This window comes from Gaetbulibacter saemankumensis DSM 17032 (assembly GCF_000425645.1).
GTDB lineage: Bacteria > Bacteroidota > Bacteroidia > Flavobacteriales > Flavobacteriaceae > Gaetbulibacter > Gaetbulibacter saemankumensis.
The window spans coordinates 117312-137639 of record NZ_AUDV01000005.1; the positions used below are offsets into that span (position 1 = coordinate 117312).

20 protein-coding genes are annotated in these 20328 nt (G+C 34.0%); 9 read left to right on the forward strand and 11 right to left on the reverse strand.

Going from position 1 to position 20328, the window contains the following annotated elements; translation table 11 throughout:
• Positions 1-12 precede the first annotated feature (12 nt).
• The 6 genes from H611_RS0100585 to H611_RS0100610 are packed head-to-tail and all read right to left on the reverse strand — an operon-like array spanning position 13 to position 5561.
• The gene (locus tag H611_RS0100585) at positions 13-1101 is read right to left on the reverse strand and encodes an AMP-binding protein (RefSeq protein ID WP_027136519.1); all 1089 of its coding nucleotides are present in this window, start codon (positions 1099-1101) and stop codon (positions 13-15) included.
• Positions 1091-2059 carry a CPBP family intramembrane glutamic endopeptidase gene (locus H611_RS0100590; RefSeq protein ID WP_027136520.1) on the reverse strand — a complete coding sequence of 323 codons (969 nt, stop codon included), beginning with the start codon at positions 2057-2059 and terminating at the stop codon, positions 1091-1093. The genes H611_RS0100585 and H611_RS0100590 overlap by 11 nt, the downstream gene beginning before the upstream one ends.
• A gap of 3 nt (positions 2060-2062) precedes the next feature.
• Positions 2063-3100: an o-succinylbenzoate synthase gene (locus tag H611_RS0100595; protein ID WP_027136521.1), complete on the reverse strand. Its 1038-nt coding sequence runs from the start codon at positions 3098-3100 to the stop codon at positions 2063-2065.
• Positions 3101-3778, reverse strand: a complete 678-nt coding sequence (locus H611_RS0100600; RefSeq protein WP_027136522.1) for a metal-dependent hydrolase — start codon at positions 3776-3778, stop codon at positions 3101-3103.
• Positions 3779-3817: 39 nt separating this feature from the next.
• Positions 3818-4720: a 1,4-dihydroxy-2-naphthoate octaprenyltransferase gene (gene menA / locus H611_RS0100605; protein ID WP_027136523.1), complete on the reverse strand. Its 903-nt coding sequence runs from the start codon at positions 4718-4720 to the stop codon at positions 3818-3820.
• 1 nt (position 4721) lies between these two features.
• Entirely contained in the window at positions 4722-5561 is an 840-nt protein-coding gene (locus H611_RS0100610; RefSeq protein ID WP_262486392.1) for a 1,4-dihydroxy-2-naphthoyl-CoA synthase, read from the reverse strand.
• Between the two features lie 347 nt (positions 5562-5908).
• Here H611_RS0100610 and H611_RS13725 point away from each other — a divergent pair, with 347 nt between their 5' ends.
• A complete protein-coding gene (locus tag H611_RS13725) occupies positions 5909-6085 on the forward strand; it encodes a hypothetical protein (RefSeq protein WP_157515011.1) in 177 nt (58 codons plus the stop codon).
• 10 nt (positions 6086-6095) lie between these two features.
• On the opposite strand, the gene H611_RS0100620 is transcribed toward H611_RS13725, so the two are convergent.
• Positions 6096-6761 (reverse strand): uracil-DNA glycosylase, encoded by a 666-nt coding sequence (locus H611_RS0100620; protein WP_027136525.1) that lies wholly within the window; start codon positions 6759-6761, stop codon positions 6096-6098.
• 82 nt (positions 6762-6843) lie between these two features.
• On the opposite strand from H611_RS0100620, the gene H611_RS0100625 reads away from it, so the two are divergent.
• A complete protein-coding gene (locus H611_RS0100625) occupies positions 6844-8337 on the forward strand; it encodes a YfcC family protein (RefSeq protein ID WP_027136526.1) in 1494 nt (497 codons plus the stop codon).
• Positions 8338-8339: 2 nt separating this feature from the next.
• Here H611_RS0100625 and holA read toward each other — a convergent pair whose 3' ends face one another.
• Positions 8340-9344 (reverse strand): DNA polymerase III subunit delta, encoded by a 1005-nt coding sequence (gene holA, locus H611_RS0100630; protein ID WP_027136527.1) that lies wholly within the window; start codon positions 9342-9344, stop codon positions 8340-8342.
• A gap of 98 nt (positions 9345-9442) precedes the next feature.
• On the opposite strand from holA, the gene H611_RS0100635 reads away from it, so the two are divergent.
• From H611_RS0100635 to H611_RS0100645, 3 genes are all read left to right on the forward strand, one after another.
• Positions 9443-9889 carry a type I restriction enzyme HsdR N-terminal domain-containing protein gene (locus tag H611_RS0100635; RefSeq protein WP_027136528.1) on the forward strand — a complete coding sequence of 149 codons (447 nt, stop codon included), beginning with the start codon at positions 9443-9445 and terminating at the stop codon, positions 9887-9889.
• Positions 9886-10875 carry a glycosyltransferase family 2 protein gene (locus H611_RS0100640; RefSeq protein ID WP_027136529.1) on the forward strand — a complete coding sequence of 330 codons (990 nt, stop codon included), beginning with the start codon at positions 9886-9888 and terminating at the stop codon, positions 10873-10875. The genes H611_RS0100635 and H611_RS0100640 overlap by 4 nt, the downstream gene beginning before the upstream one ends.
• Before the next feature lie 93 nt (positions 10876-10968).
• Positions 10969-11805 (forward strand): OmpA/MotB family protein, encoded by an 837-nt coding sequence (locus tag H611_RS0100645; protein ID WP_027136530.1) that lies wholly within the window; start codon positions 10969-10971, stop codon positions 11803-11805.
• Between the two features lie 82 nt (positions 11806-11887).
• Here H611_RS0100645 and H611_RS0100650 read toward each other — a convergent pair whose 3' ends face one another.
• On the reverse strand, positions 11888-12508 hold the full coding sequence (locus tag H611_RS0100650; RefSeq protein WP_027136531.1) for an L-threonylcarbamoyladenylate synthase: 621 nt from the start codon (positions 12506-12508) through the stop codon (positions 11888-11890).
• A gap of 108 nt (positions 12509-12616) precedes the next feature.
• On the opposite strand from H611_RS0100650, the gene H611_RS0100655 reads away from it, so the two are divergent.
• On the forward strand, positions 12617-13480 hold the full coding sequence (locus H611_RS0100655) for an alpha/beta hydrolase (protein ID WP_027136532.1): 864 nt from the start codon (positions 12617-12619) through the stop codon (positions 13478-13480).
• Here H611_RS0100655 and H611_RS0100660 read toward each other — a convergent pair whose 3' ends face one another.
• Complete coding sequence (locus H611_RS0100660; protein ID WP_027136533.1) at positions 13481-15847, reverse strand: ATP-dependent helicase; 2367 nt, start codon at positions 15845-15847, stop codon at positions 13481-13483. It abuts the gene before it with no gap.
• 140 nt (positions 15848-15987) lie between these two features.
• On the opposite strand from H611_RS0100660, the gene H611_RS0100665 reads away from it, so the two are divergent.
• The 3 genes from H611_RS0100665 to H611_RS0100675 all read left to right on the forward strand — a co-directional run bounded on the left by H611_RS0100665 (position 15988) and on the right by H611_RS0100675 (position 19425).
• Positions 15988-17259: an amidohydrolase gene (locus H611_RS0100665; protein WP_035483100.1), complete on the forward strand. Its 1272-nt coding sequence runs from the start codon at positions 15988-15990 to the stop codon at positions 17257-17259.
• Between the two features lie 62 nt (positions 17260-17321).
• On the forward strand, positions 17322-18887 hold the full coding sequence (locus H611_RS0100670; protein ID WP_051238670.1) for an FMN-binding glutamate synthase family protein: 1566 nt from the start codon (positions 17322-17324) through the stop codon (positions 18885-18887).
• A 13-nt stretch (positions 18888-18900) separates the two neighbouring features.
• Positions 18901-19425, forward strand: coding sequence for a DUF7935 family protein (locus tag H611_RS0100675; protein WP_027136536.1), 525 nt, complete (start codon positions 18901-18903; stop codon positions 19423-19425).
• On the opposite strand, the gene H611_RS0100680 is transcribed toward H611_RS0100675, so the two are convergent.
• Positions 19422-20324: a patatin-like phospholipase family protein gene (locus H611_RS0100680; RefSeq protein ID WP_027136537.1), complete on the reverse strand. Its 903-nt coding sequence runs from the start codon at positions 20322-20324 to the stop codon at positions 19422-19424. The genes H611_RS0100675 and H611_RS0100680 overlap by 4 nt on opposite strands.
• Positions 20325-20328 lie beyond the last annotated feature (4 nt).

The following is a 20328-nucleotide window of genomic DNA, read 5'->3' on the forward strand; positions in this document are numbered from 1 at the left end:
ATACAACTAGGCTTAGTTGTTACAATTAATCGTTATTTTTTTTAAAGTCGCCCTACGTCTAATTTTACCTGATGTAGTTTCTTCAAATTTACTTACCGCATAAATCGCTTTAGGTATTTCGAACTTATCGAGTACTGAAAACACCTTTTTGTCCAATCGGTTATCCTCTGATTCTACAACTAAAATAAGTTTCTGACCTAAATTTTCATCTGGTAGGGCCGCAACGAAGAAACGAGTTGACATATTCTTTTGAAGTTTTGCTTCTATCTGCTCAGGAAATAATTTTACACCTCCGGAGTTTATAACATGATCAAAACGCCCTAACCATTCAAAAGTAGAATGAGAATGCCATTTAATAACATCATTAGTTATAATGATGTCTTTTGCTAATTTAGGAGCATTTATTACCATACAACCACGTTCATCTTGTGAGACGGTAACCCCTTCTAAAGTTCTAAATACGTCATTGAATTCAGGTGCATCATCCGAAAAATTATTGATTTGCTTAAGAGCAATATGTGTAACCGTTTCAGTCATTCCATAAGTTTCGTACACATGGGTTTTATATGTCTGAAGTTCGCCTTTTAATACTTGTGACATTGGTGAACCTCCTACAATTAATGTTTTGATATTTTCAATAATATTTAGTGAATTCCTAACTTGTAAAGGCACCATGGCTGAAAAATCATAATTTATAGAAACCGGTAATTCAATCTTGGAAGTGGGTTCTACTAAATCTAATTCCAGACCCAAAATAACAGCACGAATTAGCATCATTTTACCGGCTATATATTCCATTGGCAAGCACAACAAAGCTGAATCGCCAGGCTCTAGATTAAAAAAATCGCCTGTGGCAATCGCCGAATTAACCATGGCTTGTTTGGATAATTTTACTTTCTTTGGTACTCCTGTAGAACCTGATGTGTTTGCATAAATATAATCTTTTTCATCAATCCAGTCGAGTATAAACCACCCTAATATCTGTTCATAAGGGTAGCCTTCCTTAATATAATTATAAGCCACATCATTTAGTTCTTCAAAAGAAAAATGAATACCATTAAGTTTGAATCTATTATGAACGTTTCTAAAACTAGGTTTCATCTGTATCTGATATTTGATTTAGATTATCATTAGGTTCAATAACATTTCCAAATAATTTTTCTTTCCAGTTTTTCCAACCGTAAATCCTTGATAGAATCAGTAATAAAATAGGGAATAAAACAAATACAGGAATAAGTACTTCGGACATTGGCATTTCTCCAGGGTCTGACATATCTTTTAAAATAGAATGCGTTTGAAAAGCAGTCCAATCAGCTGTCACTAATAATGCTGTAAATAAATTATTAGCAGCATGAAACCCCAGTGAGAGTTCTAAACCTCCATCCATTAAAGTCATAATTCCCAGAAATAGTCCTGTGCCAATGTAGTAGACCATGATAACGTAACCTAGCTTTTCAACCTCAGGATTTGCGATGTGAAGTAATCCGAACACTATGGAGGTTATAATTAGAGGTAACCAGTTTGTTTTGGTAATCACCCCTAATCCTTGCATTAAGTAACCTCGAAACAGATACTCTTCAAAGCTAGTTTGCAAAGGCACAAATATAATGGCGATTACACATAAAATAAGAAATGGTACCAAATCAAAATTAAGCACATAATTTTCTGGAGACATGTAATAATCTCCTATTACCAAGGCAGAAGACAGCGTACCCCATGTTAAAAAAATAAACCAAAATCGTTTCCAATCAATAGTTTTTCTGGTTGTTGTTAATTGAGTAAAAGTTTGATTGTGTATATAACGAACCACGAATAATAATGCAACCAATCCCACTGCGAAAGATAAAAGCATTAGAAACAAATTTAAATTCGGCTCTAACAAGGTCATCATAGTAGACTGATCTAAACTCGTAATATTATCACCTGCTGACAATGCCTTGACCGCTACCGCAATTGTAAATGGCATTTGACCAATAATTACAGCAACTATTATGATAAATAAACCTATTAAATAGCGCCACCAATCGTTTAATCCTTTAAATGCCTGATTTATATACATGTTTTATATATTAAAATTCCAGTTTAGTTTTAAATTATATTTTAAAGAGCCGTGTTCAACTTCTAACGGTGATTCAAAATTATTTGTAAATAAACCACCTGTGCCAAGTCCTTGAGGTAATGGATTTTGTTTTACGTAGGTGTATTGCGCTATTGCATTTAATCCTATGTTGCTTTCTAAGGCGCTAGTTATCCACCAGCCAATATTATGTTTTTCAGCGATATCAATCCATAAATCACTTCCCTGAAAACCACCAACCAAACTCGGTTTTAAAATGATGTATTGAGGTTTTATGGTTTGAAGCAATTTTACTTTATCCGTTCTAGAAAACACACCAATTAATTCCTCATCTAACGCGATAGGCAAAGGGGTTACTTCACATAATTGCGCCATATCTTCAATCTGTCCTTGTTTTATTGGTTGTTCTATTGAATGTAAATCTAAATCGGACAACACTTTTAATTTTTCAAATGCATCTTCCTTGGTAAAAGCACCATTGGCATCTACTCTTAATTCAATGTCTTTTGAAGAAAATTGTTTCCTAATAGATTTTAATAAATTTACTTCTGTTTGAAAATCAATTGCTCCAATTTTCATTTTAATGCATGTAAATCCGGCATCAATCTTATCTTTTATTTGTTGCTTCATAAAAGATTCTGACCCCATCCAAATTAACCCATTAATAGGAATCGGTGCTTCTTTGGTTGTAAATTCAGATGGGAAAATTTCGAAGGGCATGGTGTTTCTTAAAGATTGTAAAGCAGTTTCTAAGCCGAATTGAATACTTGGAAATTCGATAAGCTCCTCTAATAAAACGTTTAAATCTAAATTAATGTTATTACACAGCCATTGAAGTTTATCTTCGTAGTCTACCCTATCATCGGCAGATAAACCTCTAAACAAGCCACATTCTCCAAATCCTTGCTTAGAATCTTTTTCTAACAAAAGAAACCAAGTTTCCTTGGTTTTTAGAACACCGCGAGATGTACCGCTAGCTTGTTTAAAATTAAGAATATATTTTTTACAGGTTGCTTTTATCATTTAGAGTTCTATACTTTCGCCGATTTTCAATAACATTAAATCTTTATTCTTATCGAAAAATTTACGCTTCGCTTCTTCGTGATCTATTTCAATATATCCAAAGGTATCGAAATGATAACCCAATATTTTATCACATTCTACAAAATCGCTGGCTAAGATCGCATCATCAATACCCATGGTGAAATTATCTCCTATTGGAAGAATAGCTAAATCTAATTTTGTCTTCAAAGGAATTAATTTCATGTCGTATGTTAAAGCCGTATCTCCAGCTATATATATATTTTTATGTTCTCCTTCGATCACAAAACCACCTGGCTGACCACCATAAGAACCATCTGGAAACGACGATGTATGAATAGCGTTAACATATTTTACAGTACCGAACTCAAAATCCCAACTTCCTCCGTGATTCATTGGATGCCCTTCAAGACCAAGACCTTGAAAATGTGAGATTACTTCAAAATTCGAAATGATTACAGCATTTGTTCTTTTAGCAATAGCCTCGACATCCAAAATATGATCCTGATGTGCGTGCGTTACTAAAATATAATCAGCTTTAAGACCATTTATATCTATATGTGATGCTTTTTCATTAGCTGTTATAAAAGGATCTACAAGAATATTTATATCATTTATTTGTATGCCCAAACTAGCATGTCCATAAAACGTAATTTTCATAAAAAAGTGTTTATTTAATTTCTCTTTAAAATACAAATTTTATAACAAATACCCAATCCCCATTAACAGAGACAGTAATACTGTGGTTAGGGCTACTTTCTTTAATTCAGGATCTAAATCTTCAGAATTCTTATTCTTTGTTATCACTATAATATGCTTTATCAAAGGGATATATGTTACTAAAAACATCAAATTAAAAGGGGATGTATAATATAAAACACAAAACAAGCTAGAAAAAACCATAGCTGTTATAACCAAAGTTAACTGATAACGTTTTGCATTTTTAATACCCAGTTTAACGGCTAAAGTAATTTTGTTAGATTTTTTGTCACTTATTATATCTCGCATATTGTTGAGGTTTAGAACCGCTGCACTTAATAAGCCTATTGTACAAGCAGGTAAAAATACCACATGATCTATTGTTTTTGCATATAATACATAACACCCAATAACACTAATTAATCCGAAAAATATGAACACAAACAAATCACCTAATCCTCGGTAACCATATGCTTTTGAACCAACCGTATATCTAATTGCCGCCACCACGCATGCGATACCTAATAGAAAAAACAGAAGAGTAAGTAAAAAGTGCTTTACACCAAAGGCTACAAAAATTAAAAGGAATGCTAAGGCTATTGAAATAAGAATATTGATTTTTATAGCCGCATACATTTCACTAGGAGTAATAACCCCACTTTGTATGGCACGTTCAGGCCCCACGCGATCTTCATTATCTGTTCCTTTAACACCATCACCATAATCGTTCGCCAGATTTGATAATATCTGAAAACTAAGGGTTGTTAAAATAGCAAGTATAAAAATACCCCAATTAAAATAGCCGTTGTATTCAGCAAAAGCTGAAGCTAAAATGATTCCTGAAATCGATAAAGGCAGCGTTCGCAAACGCATGGATGAAATCCAAACTGAAACTCTATTCATCTTATGGAATCCATTTTTTTTCAAAATTAGGCTGACGCTTCTCTAAAAAGGCATTTCTTCCTTCCACGGCTTCTTCAGTCATGTAAGCTAATCTTGTAGCTTCACCGGCAAACACCTGTTGACCCACCATACCATCATCGGTTAAATTCATTGCGAATTTCAACATTTTGATCGATGTTGGTGATTTTGCTAAAATTTCCTGAGCCCATTCGAAAGCTGTCGTTTCTAAGTCATCATGAGGAATAACTGCATTTACCATACCCATATCGAAAGCTTCCTGTGCCGAATAATTCCTTCCTAAGAAAAATATTTCACGTGCTTTTTTCTGTCCAACCATTTTGGCTAAATAAGCCGATCCGTACCCTCCATCAAAGCTTGTAACATCTGCATCGGTTTGTTTAAATATAGCATGTTCTTTACTGGCTAGCGTTAAATCACAAACCACATGCAAACTATGACCTCCACCTACAGCCCAGCCAGGAACTACGGCAATAACAGCTTTGGGCATAAAACGAATCAATCGTTGTACTTCCAATATGTTTAATCTATGATATCCGTCTTCACCTACATAGCCCTGATGTCCTCGCGCCTTTTGATCTCCACCAGAACAAAAACTCCAAATTCCGTCTTTTATTGAAGGACCTTCGGCTGAAAGCAAAACAACTCCAATATTCACATCTTCATTAGCGTCATAAAACGCATCATATAACTCGCTTGTTGTTTTTGGTCTAAACGCATTTCTTACGTTTGGTCTGTTAAAGGCTATTCTAGCAACTCCATCACATTTTTTATAGGTGATGTCCTCATATTCCTTTACGGTTACCCAGTTTATTGATTCCATTATTTTATGATTTTGCCCAAAATTAATTTTTATTTTACAAACCGAATGAATGAAATTGAATTAAATTGTATTTATCTTAACCGATGTAGTCTTCTCGCATGCTATTCTTAATTATGAATTTGATAAAGATTTCAACTTTAATTAATTTGATAATTTCCTAATTAGCAAATATATCCTCAATAATTCCAAAATAAATGACAATGTATTTTGCGTAATACACAATTAACATTTGTATTAATAAACTGTCAGTATTTTTTTATTACATTTGTAGCGCTATTAATCTAATTCAGTTAAAAACACGTAAATTAACGTTTATGTGTGTTTTTCTGTTATCAACCCAAACGCCTATGGTAATTAACATTACCCTTATTGTAACTGCATTAGTTGCTGTGAATTTTTTATTATTAAAGTTTAGCAGCAATAAAACAAATCAAAAAAGAAAATCTAACAAATTACCTACTATTATTACACACCAAGCTACTTTAGATCTAGAAGCTCGTGAATATGGTAATACAGGTAGTTAATTAACCAGGCCTACCATTTAATTGGCTTTAAATTAGATTTTTCTAAATAGTCGTTAGTTTGACTAAAATGACTGTTACCAAACCAGTATCCTCTATTGGCACTTAATGGTGAAGGATGTCCTGTGCTTAAAACATAGTGCCTCTTAGAATTAATAAGCTTACTTTTTTTCTTAGCATATCCACCCCATAATAAAAACACGACATTCTCTTTTTTGTTACTGATAATTTTAATTACCTGATCCGTGAAGGTTTCCCAACCCTTCCCTTGATGGCTACCAGCTTCATGGGCACGAACAGTGAGAGTAGCATTTAAAAGTAATACCCCTTGTTGCGACCAGGATAACAAACTACCACTTTCAGGATATGGTTTTCCAAGATCATCCGTAATTTCTTTAAAAATATTGACTAATGAGGGCGGATGTTTAACTCCTTCATTTACAGAAAAACAAAGCCCATGCGCCTGTCCAGGTCCGTGATATGGGTCTTGCCCAATAATAACAACCTTTAAGTCATTAAAATGACAATTATTAAAAGCATTAAAAATTTCTTCAACTTTCGGGAAACAAGTATTATTTAGATATTCTTCATCTAAAAAAAACAATAAATCCTTAAAATAAGGTTTCTCAAATTCTTCTTTTAAATGTGGCTTCCAACTTGGATGTAGATCTAATTTCATGATGCGAATTTAAAAACGAATAAAGCAATATGCTACTTTTATTGCCGAAAAAGAAATAAATTGCGGGCGTAAAAATTTTTGTATGCGAAAAATAAAATTCCCAACAGCACAAACCGTCTTATTAATTATTGCAGGATTAGTGGCCATGTTAACTTGGATTGTGCCTTCTGGAAAATTCAATTCTTTAACTTATAATAAAAACACTCATGAATTTACAGCTATTTATTCAGAAAAGTCTGTAAATCTCCCTGCTAGTCAGCATACATTAGATAGCCTTAACATAAAAATTCCACTAGAGAAATTTACAAATGGAGATATATGGAAACCTATAAGTATCCCAAATTCATATAAAACAGTAGCATCTACACCGCAAGGTATTATTGCGTTAATTCAATCACCCATAAAAGGAATTATCGAAGCCTCTGATATTATATTTTTAGTGTTATTTATAGGTGGCCTTATTGGTATAATGAATTATACAGGCGCCTTTGATGCCGGGATATCTTGGTTAGCTAGCAATTTACAAGGAAAGGAGTTTCTCTTAATTATTTTAGTAACCATATTAATCGCTGCTGGAGGTACCACTTTTGGATTGGCTGAAGAAACCATTGCTTTCTACCCTATTTTAATTCCCATATTTTTAGCGGCAAAATATGATGCCATGGTAGCACTAGCTTGTATTTACTTAGGATCTTCCATCGGCACCATGTGTTCAACGACAAATCCCTTTAGTACTATTATAGCTTCAGATGCTTCTGGGATAAACTGGACCACCGGCATTGCAGGTCGCCTGATTACACTTGGTCTTGGCACCTTAATCTGCATCTTTTACATTATTTGGTATGCACAACGAGTAAAAAAAGACCCAAGTAAATCAGTTATATTTCATCAAAAAGAGGCTATTGAAAACATGTTTAATTCAAACACAAATAAAGCCATTGGTTTAAATAATAAATATAGACTCATCTTGTTAATTTTTGCAATGTGTTTTATTACCATGATTTTTGGAGTTTCGCGCTTAGATTGGTGGTTTTTAGAAATGACTGTTGTATTTTTTGTTGGATCCATTCTAATTGGTCTTATAGCTAGAATTAATGAACAAACGTTTGTAGATGTCTTTGTAAAGGGAGCAAGTGAATTATTAGGTGTTGCTCTAATTATTGGAATTGCAAGAGGGATAACAGTTTTAATGAATGATGGTCAGATAAGTGATACCATGCTATATTACGCTAGTAATGCTACCGAAGGTATGAATAAAGGCCTGTTTATAAACACCATGCTTTATATTTTTGGCGGACTATCCTTCTTTATTCCTTCTTCATCTGGAATGGCTGTGTTAACCATGCCAATCATGTCACCATTAGCCGATGGTGTTGGTATAGGGCGTGAACTTATTGTAAATGCCTATCAATATGGTATGGGTTTATTTGCTTTTATAAACCCTACAGGTTTAATTCTCGCTTCTTTAGCTATAGTGAAAGTTGGCTATGATAAATGGTTGAAATTTGTAATGCCACTTGTTATTATACTGGTGATATTCATTACAATTGTTCTAACGGCTTCTGTGTATTTGTAAAATTAGTTCAATATTTTAACTAAAAGTTCCTTAAGTAAATCACCTTGAGAAACATTGTTAGCCCCAACACCCTTACTTTTTACATCAAAGTCTCTTAAGGTTGCGACTGCTAAACTAACTTTTTTCATAGGATAATTTCTAGCGGCAGTAACATATTCGCTCACGAAATATGGATTCACTTTTAAAGCCGAAGCTACATTTCTTGGAGATTTATCACTTAAGCCATGATAATTTAACAACTGAATAAAGAAATTAAAAAGCAACGATACAGTTACAACCATAGGATTATCCTTAGGGTTATCTGCAAAATAATTAATAATGCGATGTGCTTTCATTATATCTCGTTCTCCAATCGCCTTACGTAACTCAAAATTATTAAAGTCCTTACTTATACCAATATTTTCCTCAATATCTTCAGGTGTAATTTTACTCCCTTCAGACAAAATAATTTTAAGCTTCTCAAGCTCATTATTAATTTTGCTTAAATCAGTACCAAGAAACTCCACAAGCATCTGAGCTGCCTTAGGCTCAATAGAATATTTTTTTGAAGCTAAAACACGACGAATCCAATCGGCTACTTGATTTTCATACAGTTTTTTACTTTCATAAATAACCGCCGATTTATTCAAGGTTTTATATAAAGCCTTGCGCTTATCGATGGTTTTGTATTTGTAATTCAAAACCAAGATAGTTGATGGCTGAGGATTTTTGGCATAGTCGACCAATTTCTCAATACTGCGAGATAAGTCTTGGGCCTCTTTTACAATAACTACCTGGTACTCTGCCATCATCGGGAATCGCTTCGCATTACTAACAATGTCTTCAATACTTACATCACGCCCATAAAGCACCATTTGATTAAAACCACGATCCTCTTCCTTTAGTACCGTTTCCTCAATAAAATCGGAGATTTTATCAATATAATACGGCTCTTCCCCCATTAAAAAATAGATAGGCTTTAAATTACGATTTTTAATATCTGTTACCAGTTGCTTTACTTCATCCAAAATTGAACCTTATATTTAATGGTACCAAACTAAATTAAGAATTAGAATTTGGTATTTTGTTAATGTACACTAACTTTGAAAAATATAAATCTGTTCTATTGCAAACACTCAATTTCCCTAAGTTTTCGTTTCGATTCAAAAGTAGCGAAAATAAAATTTTTATATTTGATAATATCCGTAAAAAGTTTGTGGTTTTACAACCTGAAGAATGGGTTAGACAACATTGTATTCAATACTTAATAGAGTTTAAAGGATACCCTAAATCACACATAAATATTGAAAAAGAACTAATAATCAACGATTTAAAAAAACGCTACGATATTGTGGTCTTTAACCCTGACGGAAGTATAAAATTAATTGTAGAATGTAAAGCGCCATCTATTACAATAAATCAGGCTACATTCGATCAAATTGCGCAGTACAATAAAGTATTAAACGCAACATATTTAATGGTTACAAACGGACTTAATCATTATTATTGTCAGATGGATTTCGAGAACGAGCGCTACGATTTTTTAAGAGATATTCCCAATTACGAGTCATGAAACTAGCAGTTGTTATATTAAATTGGAATGGTAAAAAATTATTGGAACAATTTTTACCAGCGGTTATAAAACATTCCTCAGAAGCAAAAATCTATGTAGCCGACAATGCTTCAACTGATGATTCTGTTAATTTCATTATAGAAAATTTTACATCAGTAAACATTATTCAAAATAAGGAAAATGGAGGTTACGCTAAAGGTTATAACGATGCTTTAAAAAATATAGATGCGGATATTTTCTGCTTACTTAACAGTGATGTTGAAGTAACTCCCAACTGGTTAAAGCCGGTTATTAATGAGTTTCAAATTAATCCAGAAACGGTTATAATTCAGCCTAAAATATTAGATTTTAAAGCTAAAGACTATTTTGAATATGCTGGTGCCGCTGGTGGTTTTATAGATAAATATGGCTACCCATATTGTCGTGGCCGCATTTTAGATACTGTTGAAAAGGATGAAGGTCAATACAATGACAATAGTGATATTTTCTGGGCCTCAGGAGCTTGTTTCTTTATAAAAAAAGAAGTTTTTCAAGAATTAAAAGGCTTCGACGAATATTTTTTTGCTCACATGGAAGAAATAGATCTATGTTGGCGCGCAAAAAATTTGGGGCATACTATTAAATATGTTGGAACTTCTACTGTTTATCATGTGGGTGGCGCTACATTAAAGTCTACAAATCCTAAAAAAACTTATTTAAACTTTAGAAACAGCTTATATACTTTAACAAAGAATGCTTCAGGCCCCTTATTAATAACTGTTTTTGTACGCTTAATTTTAGATGGAATCGCTGGGGTTAAATTTTTATTAGAATTAAAACCTCTTCATACATGGGCTATCTTAAAAGCTCACTTTTATTATTATATGCATTTAAAAGTATTATTAAGGCAGCGAAAAAACAATTCCAAGAGGGTGAAATACTATCAAACCAATTCTATTGTATTCGATTATTTTTTTAAAAGAAAGAAAACTGTTTCTAAGCTTTAAATAGTTCAATAAAATTTTGTTAACATTGCTGTAAATCCCCTATTTTTATATACTTTTGTAGGAGAACAAGAAAATTTAATCCAGAAAATAATTATGAAAAAAATCTTATTACTTGGGATATCTGCAGCGGTATTACTAAGTTCATGTGTTTCTAAAAAACAATTTACAGATCTTGAGGAAAAGTATAACGAAAGCCAAGATTTATTAAACTCTGCAACAGTAAAATTAAACTCTTGCATTGAAGACCGTGCATCGGCATCTGCAAGAGCAACTGCATTAGAAGAACAAGTAGCTGATTTAAGAAAGTATAATGACAATTTACAAGTGCTTTCTGCTAAAGGTGCTTCTAATATAGAAAAGACTTTAGAGAGTATGAAAGAGAAAGATTTAAAAATCTCTCGTCTTCAAGATGCTATCACTAAAAAAGACAGTGTTACTTTAGCGCTTGTTACAAGTTTAAAACGCGAAGTTGGAATTAACGATCCAGACATTCAAGTAACTGTTGAAAAAGGTGTTGTTTACATTTCTATTGCTGATAAATTATTATTCTCTACAGCTAGCTACAATGTTACTTCAAAAGCAAAAGCAGTATTAGCTAAGGTTGCTAAAGTTGTAAATAGTAAACCAGATTTCGAATGTATGGTTGAAGGGCACACCGATAGCAGGTCTTATTCTAAAGGCGTGTTATTAGATAACTGGGATTTAAGTGTAAAACGTGCAACTTCAGTTGTAAGAGAATTAGAGAAATTAGATGTTAACCCATCTCAATTGATTGCAGCTGGACGTAGTTCTTATGTTCCGTTAGTAGACAATGACACGGCTGAAAACCAAGCAAGAAACAGACGTACACGTATTGTTATGTTACCAAAAATTGATCAATTCTACGAAATGATTGAAACTGAAATGAAAAATTTAGAAACAGGAAACTAATCTAGATTATCATTATAATATAAAAAAAGCTCAACTAAAAAGTTGGGCTTTTTTATTTTTTTATTAAGAACTACTTTTTAAACTATAAAATATCTAAGGCACCCTTCCCTTCTCTAACAATTAAGGGTTCTTCCTCTGATAAATCTATTACTGTAGAAGGCGCATTATCGCCATACCCTCCATCGATTACCAAATCAACTATATTACCCCATTTTTCAAGTATTAATTCCGGATCTGTGGTATACTCTATTACTTCATCCTCATCCCGTATAGAAGTGGAAATAATTGGATTTCCTAATTTTTTCACTATTTCACGGGCTATATTATTATTTGGCACACGTATACCCACCGTCTTTTTCCTTTTAAAAGGGTTTGGAAGCGATTTTGATCCAGGTAGAATAAACGTATAAGGACCAGGAAGTGCTCGCTTTAATATTTTAAAAGTTGTAGTATCTATTTGCTTTACATAATCACTTAAATTACTTAAATCATGACAAATAAATGAAAAATTCGATTTTTCCAATTTTACCTGCTTAATTTGAGCCACACGTTCAAGAGCCTTAATATTATTAATATCACAGCCCAAACCATAAACCGTATCGGTTGGATATATAATGAGTCCGCCTCGTTTTAGGATATTTACAACTTTGCTAATTTCCTTTGGATTTGGATTTTCTTCATAAATACGTATAAACTCAGCCATAATATTTTACTTGCTTTACTTTACAAAGTAAATACTATTTTTTATATTTCGCCCAACTTAAACGAAATCAACTATAAACAATTTTTTAACTAACCAACTCACCGTTTTATGGCATTTATAAAAAAACTATTTTACAGCGTAACACTTACTATTCTTTTTTATAATTGCTCAAATATTGAAAAAATAGAAAAGACAGGAGAATTAGATTCGACAAAGTCCTACCAAGAATTAGATATAGCTTACGGTGATGATTCTAATCAAACTTTCGACCTCTATTTACCTGCCAACAGAAACACAGATACTAAAATTATAATACTCGTTCATGGTGGCGGATGGATAAGTGGTGATAAATCGGACATGAATATTTTAAAAGACTTAATTAGAACCGACTTCCCCAATATGGCCGTTGCTAATATAAATTACCGTTTAGCAGATGAAAATAACCCACCATATCCCATGCAAATACATGATATTTCATCGGTTATATCATATTTAAAGGAAAACAAATCCGTTTATAATATATCAGATAACATCTCATTTATAGGTACTAGTGCAGGCGCACATTTATCTTTATTATGGAGCTATGCTTTTGACACAGCTGAAAAAGTAAACATGGTTTGCAGTATTGTTGGTCCTACAAACTTTACGGATTCTGCCTATACCGAAAGTAACGATCCGGCTTTACAAGCATTATTACTCGTTTATGGACCAAGTCCTACTACTGACTTTCTAGTTGAAGTAAGTCCATATCATCAAGTAACCAACACTGCACCTCCAACAATTCTATTTTATGGTGGACAAGACCCTTTAGTTCCTATCTCTCAAGGTACAGCAATGCGTGACAAACTTGAAAGCCTAAACGTAACTCATGAGTTTACTTTATACCCAGATGCTGGTCATGGTTGGACAGGTTCGGATTTATTAGACACATGGGCGAAACTTAGAACTTTTATTTCAACCCATGCACAGTAATTAACCTATTACTTCTAATTTAGCAAAACGCAGTAACAGTTTTTTAGTACCGCCGTGTTGAAATTTAATTTCAGCCTTAGAGTCAGCTCCGGCTCCTTCAATTTTCAGAACTTCGCCGGTACCAAATCGAATATGCTTCACTAAATTACCCACCGCCAAATTATTGTCAAATAAATTTGCGTCTGCGGAACTATTTGTAGCAGCACTCACACGTTTTAAGTTTTTTGGCTTTGAAACCTGAAACTTTTCTGGTTCTTTCTTAGTATGACCTGCTTTTTTAATTGGCGGTTGCTTCTTAGCTGGTTTAAATCTAATGGTATTGGAATCGGCACGTTTATTTGAGTCTGGTACATCTCCAAATATATCGGCGTCTAGCATCGGATTAAATCGACGTTCTTCAACAGGTGTAACAATGTCTAAATACTGTTCATCAATTTCTTCAATAAAACGACTAGGTTCAGAATCGACCAATTTACCCCAACGATATCTGGATAATGCATAAGTTAAATACGCCTGTTTTTCTGCACGTGTTAAGGCAACATAAAACAACCTGCGCTCTTCTTCTAATTCACTTCGCGTTCCCAAACTCATCGCACTTGGAAATAAATCTTCTTCTAATCCAACAATATAAACATAAGGAAACTCTAACCCTTTAGCTAAATGTATAGTCATTAATGCTACGTGATCAGCATCTTCCTCATCCGAATCTAAATCTGAAGCTAAAGCCACATCTTCTAAGAATTCAGCTAAGGAACCTGTTGTATCAGCAACTTCTTTCTGCCCTTCAACAAAATCTTTCATACCATTAAGAAGTTCCTCAATATTTTCCATTCTAGTAACTCCTTCAGGCGTACCATCTTTATTAAACTCACGGATTAATCCAGTGGATTTGGTTACGTGATCGGCTAATTCAAATACATCGGCATTTTGATTCATTACTTGAAAACTTTCAATCATTGTAATAAAATCTAAAAGTTTGCCTTTAGTACCTGAATTGATTTTAATATCAGTTTTATCAATGTTTTTTATAACTTCAAAAATAGAACGTTTATAACCATTTGCTGCAACTACTAGCCTATCCATAGTAGTAGCCCCAATACCTCTTGGTGGGAAATTAATAATCCGCTTTAAAGCCTCCTCATCTGCCGGATTAATAATTAATCTTAAATACGAGAGTACATCTTTAATCTCCTTACGTTGGTAAAATGATAATCCGCCATAAATTTTATAAGGAATATCACGTTTTCTCAAGGCATCTTCTATAGAACGTGACTGGGCATTGGTACGGTAAAGCACTGCAAAATCACTATTCTTAAGCTGATTTTGCATTTTGTTATCCCAAATGGTACTTGCTACATAGCGCCCTTCATCGGCATCGGTAAGGGAACGGTTAACTATAATTTTACCCCCTTCATCATTCGCTGTCCAAACTACTTTATCGAGTTTGGTTTCATTCTTATCAATAATAGAATTAGCGGCATTCACTATATTTTTTGTAGAACGATAATTTTGTTCCAATCTGAACAACTTAACATCGTCATAATCTTTCTGGAAATTTAAAATATTGTTGATATTAGCCCCACGGAAAGCATAAATACTTTGAGCATCATCCCCTACCACACAAATATTCTGAAATTTATCAGACAAAGCTCTTACAATTAAATATTGCGAATGGTTGGTATCCTGATACTCATCTACCAAAATATAACGGAATCTGTTTTGATACTTCATAAGTACTTCAGGAAAACGCGTTAATAGTTCGTTGGTTTTCAGAAGTAAATCATCAAAATCCATAGCACCAGCTTTAAAACAGCGATCCACATACTCTTTATAAATATCTCCTAGCCTGGGTCTTCGCGCCATAGTATCAGCCTCAATAAGGTCTGGATTTTGAAAATACGCTCGAACTGTAATTAAACTGTTTTTGTATGAAGAAATCCTCGAACGCACCTGCTTCGCCTTGTAAATATCTTTATCAAGATTCATTTCTTTGATAATGGAACCTATCAACTTATCTGAATCCTGAGAATCGTAAATGGTGAAATTACTTGGATACCCCAATTTATCAGCTTCAATACGTAAAATCTTAGCGAAGATAGAGTGAAACGTTCCCATCCATAAATTCTTCGCCTCTGTACTACCTACAATGCTAGCAATACGCTCTTTCATTTCGCGTGCAGCCTTATTTGTAAAAGTTAACGAAAGAATATTAAAAGGGTCGACACCCTGACTCATTAAATAAGCGATGCGGTAGGTTAACACACGTGTTTTCCCTGAACCTGCACCTGCAATAACTATCATGGGACCATCTTTTTGAATGGTTGGCGCTAATTGCGCATCGTTTAATTGACTTAAATACTTCTCCAAACTAATTTTTATTTTAAAGGCATAAAATTAACCATTGTACTCCGTTAATCTAAATTGAATTACAAATAATTATAAACAATCGAGCCGCTGGTTTAGGTTTAATAAAATTTAGATATCTTTAAAATATTAAAACACTTAAAATGAAAGTTTTCCTCGCTATCATAGCTGTAACGTTATTTCCTAGCATAAATGCCCAAACTGATTTAGAAAAATCTTTTGCAAATATCGAATCAAAGGTAATTAATTGGCGTAGAGATTTTCACGAACACCCCGAACTGTCAAACCGTGAATTTCGAACATCAAAAATAATTTCGGAGCATTTACAATCTCTTGGTATTGAAACCGAAACGGGCATAGCAAAAACTGGGGTTGTTGGCATTTTAAAAGGAAAACAACCTGGTAAAGTTATCGCACTCCGGGCTGATATAGATGCACTACCCGTTACAGAACGAAACAATTTGCCTTTTAAGTCTGAAGTTCAAACCACATTTTTAGGTACTGAAACCGGTGTTATGCATGCCTGTGGACATGATACCCATATTGCTATTTTAATGGGAGTCGCGGAAATTTTATCTCAAAACAAAGATAAAATAAAAGGGACGGTTAAATTTATTTTTCAACCTGCAGAAGAAGGTCCCCCACCAGGCGAGGAAGGCGGCGCCAAACTCATGATTAAGGAGGGAGTTTTAAATAATCCTGATGTAGATGCTATTTTTGGATTACATATTGACTCAGAAGTTCCTATTGAAACCATAACTTATAAAACAGAAGGTGTTATGGCTGCTGTAGAACGCTTCGTGATAAACGTTAAAGGCAAACAAACCCATGGTTCCCAGCCCTGGTCCGGCGTTGACCCTATTTTAATTTCAGCCAAAATCATAGATGGTTTACAGACCATTATAAGCCGTGAAGCTAATTTAACCGAGGAAGCTGCAGTTATAACAGTAGGCAAAATTACTAGCGGTACTCGATTTAATATCATACCAGAGAGCGCTAAACTTATAGGTACAGTTAGAACCTTAAATTCTGAAATGAAAACTAAGATTATTAAACGCATGAAAGCTATGACAACTGCAATCGCAACAGCCTATGGTGGTGAAGCCTCTATTGAGTTTGAAAACTTTACTTCGATTACCTATAACGACCCTAACCTAGTAATCAGAATGCTCCCTTCATTACAAAAAGTTGCCGGTAAAGACCATGTCATAACTACAAAAGCAACCACTGGCGGTGAAGATTTCTCATTTTATCAGGAAATTGTTCCTGGTTTCTACTTTTTCCTTGGAGGCATGACTCCTGGAAATAAAAATGCTTTCCCTCACCATACCCCAGATTTCTTTATAGATGAATCAGGACTCCTTTTAGGTGTAAAAGCTTTTACCCAAATAACTTTTGATTTTTTAAATGATTAATACACCTAAAAACGAACTACAAATCCCAGATTATTTATTTATATAAAATATTTACTACTGTTATGTTATTATCAATATCAAGTTTCTTTTCTTACTTTAATTGGTGGCAATGGCTGATTATTATTTTAGCTTTAATTGCAATAAGAGATATATTCCTTCAGAAAAAACACACCATAAGTCACAACTACCCAATTGTGGGGCATTTACGCTATATGTTAGAAAAAATAGGCCCTGAATTACGTCAATATCTTGTTGCAAACAACCGTGAAGAATTACCATTTAATCGTATAGAACGTGGCTGGATCTATGCTTCTGCAAAAAAAGAAAATAATTACGAAGGCTTTGGTACCGACCGAGATATATATGCGCACCAGCATATTTTTATCAATAACGCCATGATTCCTTTTAAAATTGATCATAATCACCCAAACTATAGCGAGAATGGTTTTTTGCCGTGTGCTAAAGTTATGGGACTTTATAATAATCGGAAAAGACCCTACCGACCTGCATCTATTATTAATGTCTCAGCAATGAGTTTTGGGTCGCTATCAGCTAAAGCCATTGAATCTTTAAATAAAGGTGTTTTAATAGCTAATGCTTATCATAATACGGGTGAGGGCGGTCTTTCGCCTTATCATAAACATGGTGGTGATGTTATTTTTCACTTTGGAACTGGTTACTTCGGAGTAAGAAATGAAGATGGTACATTTTCTTTAGATAAGCTAGTTAAACTTACGCAGGATTATCCTTTTATCCGTGCTATAGAGATTAAATTATCACAAGGTGCTAAACCTGGCAAAGGAGGGGTGCTTCCTGCGTCTAAAATAACTAAAGAAATTGCACATGTAAGAGGTGTAGAAAAAGGAAAAGATGTGCTTTCACCATCAAACCATAGTGCTTTTTCGAATATAGAAGAACTGTATAATTTTATAGAAACTATTGCCGATGCTACCGGACTGCCTGTAGGTATAAAAGCTGCAATTGGAAAGTTGGAACAATGGGAAATATTAGCCAAAATTATGCAATCTTCAGGAAAAGGTCCCGATTTTATAACCGTCGATGGTGGTGAAGGCGGTACAGGAGCTGCACCTCCAAGTTTTGCTGACCATGTATCCTTGCCATGGGTTTATGGGTTTAGCGATTTATATAAATTGTTTCAAGCAAAAGGCCTCACCAATCGCATAGTCTTTATAGGGAGTGGAAAACTAGGCTTTCCCGCCAAAGCAGCTATGGCCTTTGCCATGGGAGCCGACTGCATAAATGTAGCACGAGAAGCCATGATGAGTATTGGCTGTATACAAGCTCAGGTATGCCACACTAATCGTTGCCCCAGCGGTGTGGCTACTCAAAATAAATGGCTTCAAAATGGGATTGACCCCACATTAAAATCAGAACGGCTTGCTCAATATTTTAAAACCTTCCGTAAGGAATTAATAGAAATTACACATGCTTCTGGTTACGAGCACCCTTGCCAGTTTAAAATGAGTGATATTGAAATTAATGTCGATGATCATAATATTTCTACAGAACTTAATAGAGCATACACATATAGCAAAACACTTGTACCATTTAAGTCCATGCAAGATTTAAAAGAATGCGTATATTTGGGAGGTAAAAAACCCAATTAACCTATAAACTATTATGGATTCTCAAAGATTTATAGATATCTTTTTTTTTGCTATCCCCTCTTTAATCACAGGATTAATAGCATACTATTTTTTTAAAGAACACACCAAAAATGAAGACGGAAGAAGACGCTTTTTACTGCATAAAGATTTGCAGGTAAATTCACTTCCCACAAGACTTCAGGCCTATGAAAGGTTAACCCTTTTTTTAGAACGTATTTCACCTTCTAAGCTACTTATACGTGTTGCTCCAACCGCTTCCAGTAAAGAATCTTATGAAGCTTTACTAATACAAACTATTGAGCAGGAATTTGAACATAATTTAACGCAACAAATTTATGTTAGTGAAAAATGCTGGAATATCATTAACGCCTCTAAAAATGCGACCATTCAACTAATTCGAAAAGCGTCACTATTAGATAAAACTAATTCGGCCGACAAACTAAGAGAAGTTGTATTAACTGAAATGATGGAACGACGATCACCTAGCGATGCTGCACTTTCTTTTTTAAAGAGTGAAGTAAGTGAGTTATACAACTAATCTTCCAGCTGGCTAACTTCCTGGTTTTTGAAACGGGCGAAATCGTAACCACTTTGCCACCATTGAGTCATTTTTTCTTTATTAAAAATTAAGGAATTCGTTGTTAAAATGGTTGGCGTGTAGTAAAAATTTATGATGGCATTATGATGGGAAGCGACGTGCTTACCAATCTTAATATTTTGAGATTCTATCCGATCTAGCATAAAGGTAAACATATTGGTCATTAACGAAAATGGGTTTCTAGAGGGCATTCTGTTGTATTGCAAAACCTCTGTTTGAAGAATTATAGCATCAACCTCTGTAGCTCCGCGATTAATCGCTTCCTCGATGGGCACCATATTACCAAGTCCACCATCGGCATATTCACAACCATATTTTTTAACCAAAGTCATAAAAGGTGTATAATTGCAGGAAATCCAGATCCACTCGGTAAATTCTTTATAAGTAAAATCCTTTAGGGTTTTATATTCTACTTGGTTTAATGATAGATTTGAAACAGTTACAGCAATTTCTTTCGATGACTCTTTTAGTTCATTAAAATCACTTTCAGTAATAGTTTTTCTTATTAGTTTTAGCAAATTATGACTTTCACCAAAGGTTTTACTTCCTCGAATAAAATTAATAAGCACATTAATATGATGAATCGCAATATTTTGACCTCCATGTTTTTGATTAACTATAAAGGGGCATACGTTAAATATACTGTGATTGTTTACACTCGTATAAACCGATTTTATTTTTTCTATCTTCTTTAATGCCAGGTGCGACACCAACAAACTACCTGTCGAAGTTCCTATAAATATATCATAATCGCGATCTAATTCTTCGATAAGATACTGAGCCACTCCACCTGCGAACGCTCCTTTACTACCTCCCCCTGAAATGACAAGTGCTTTCATTAAA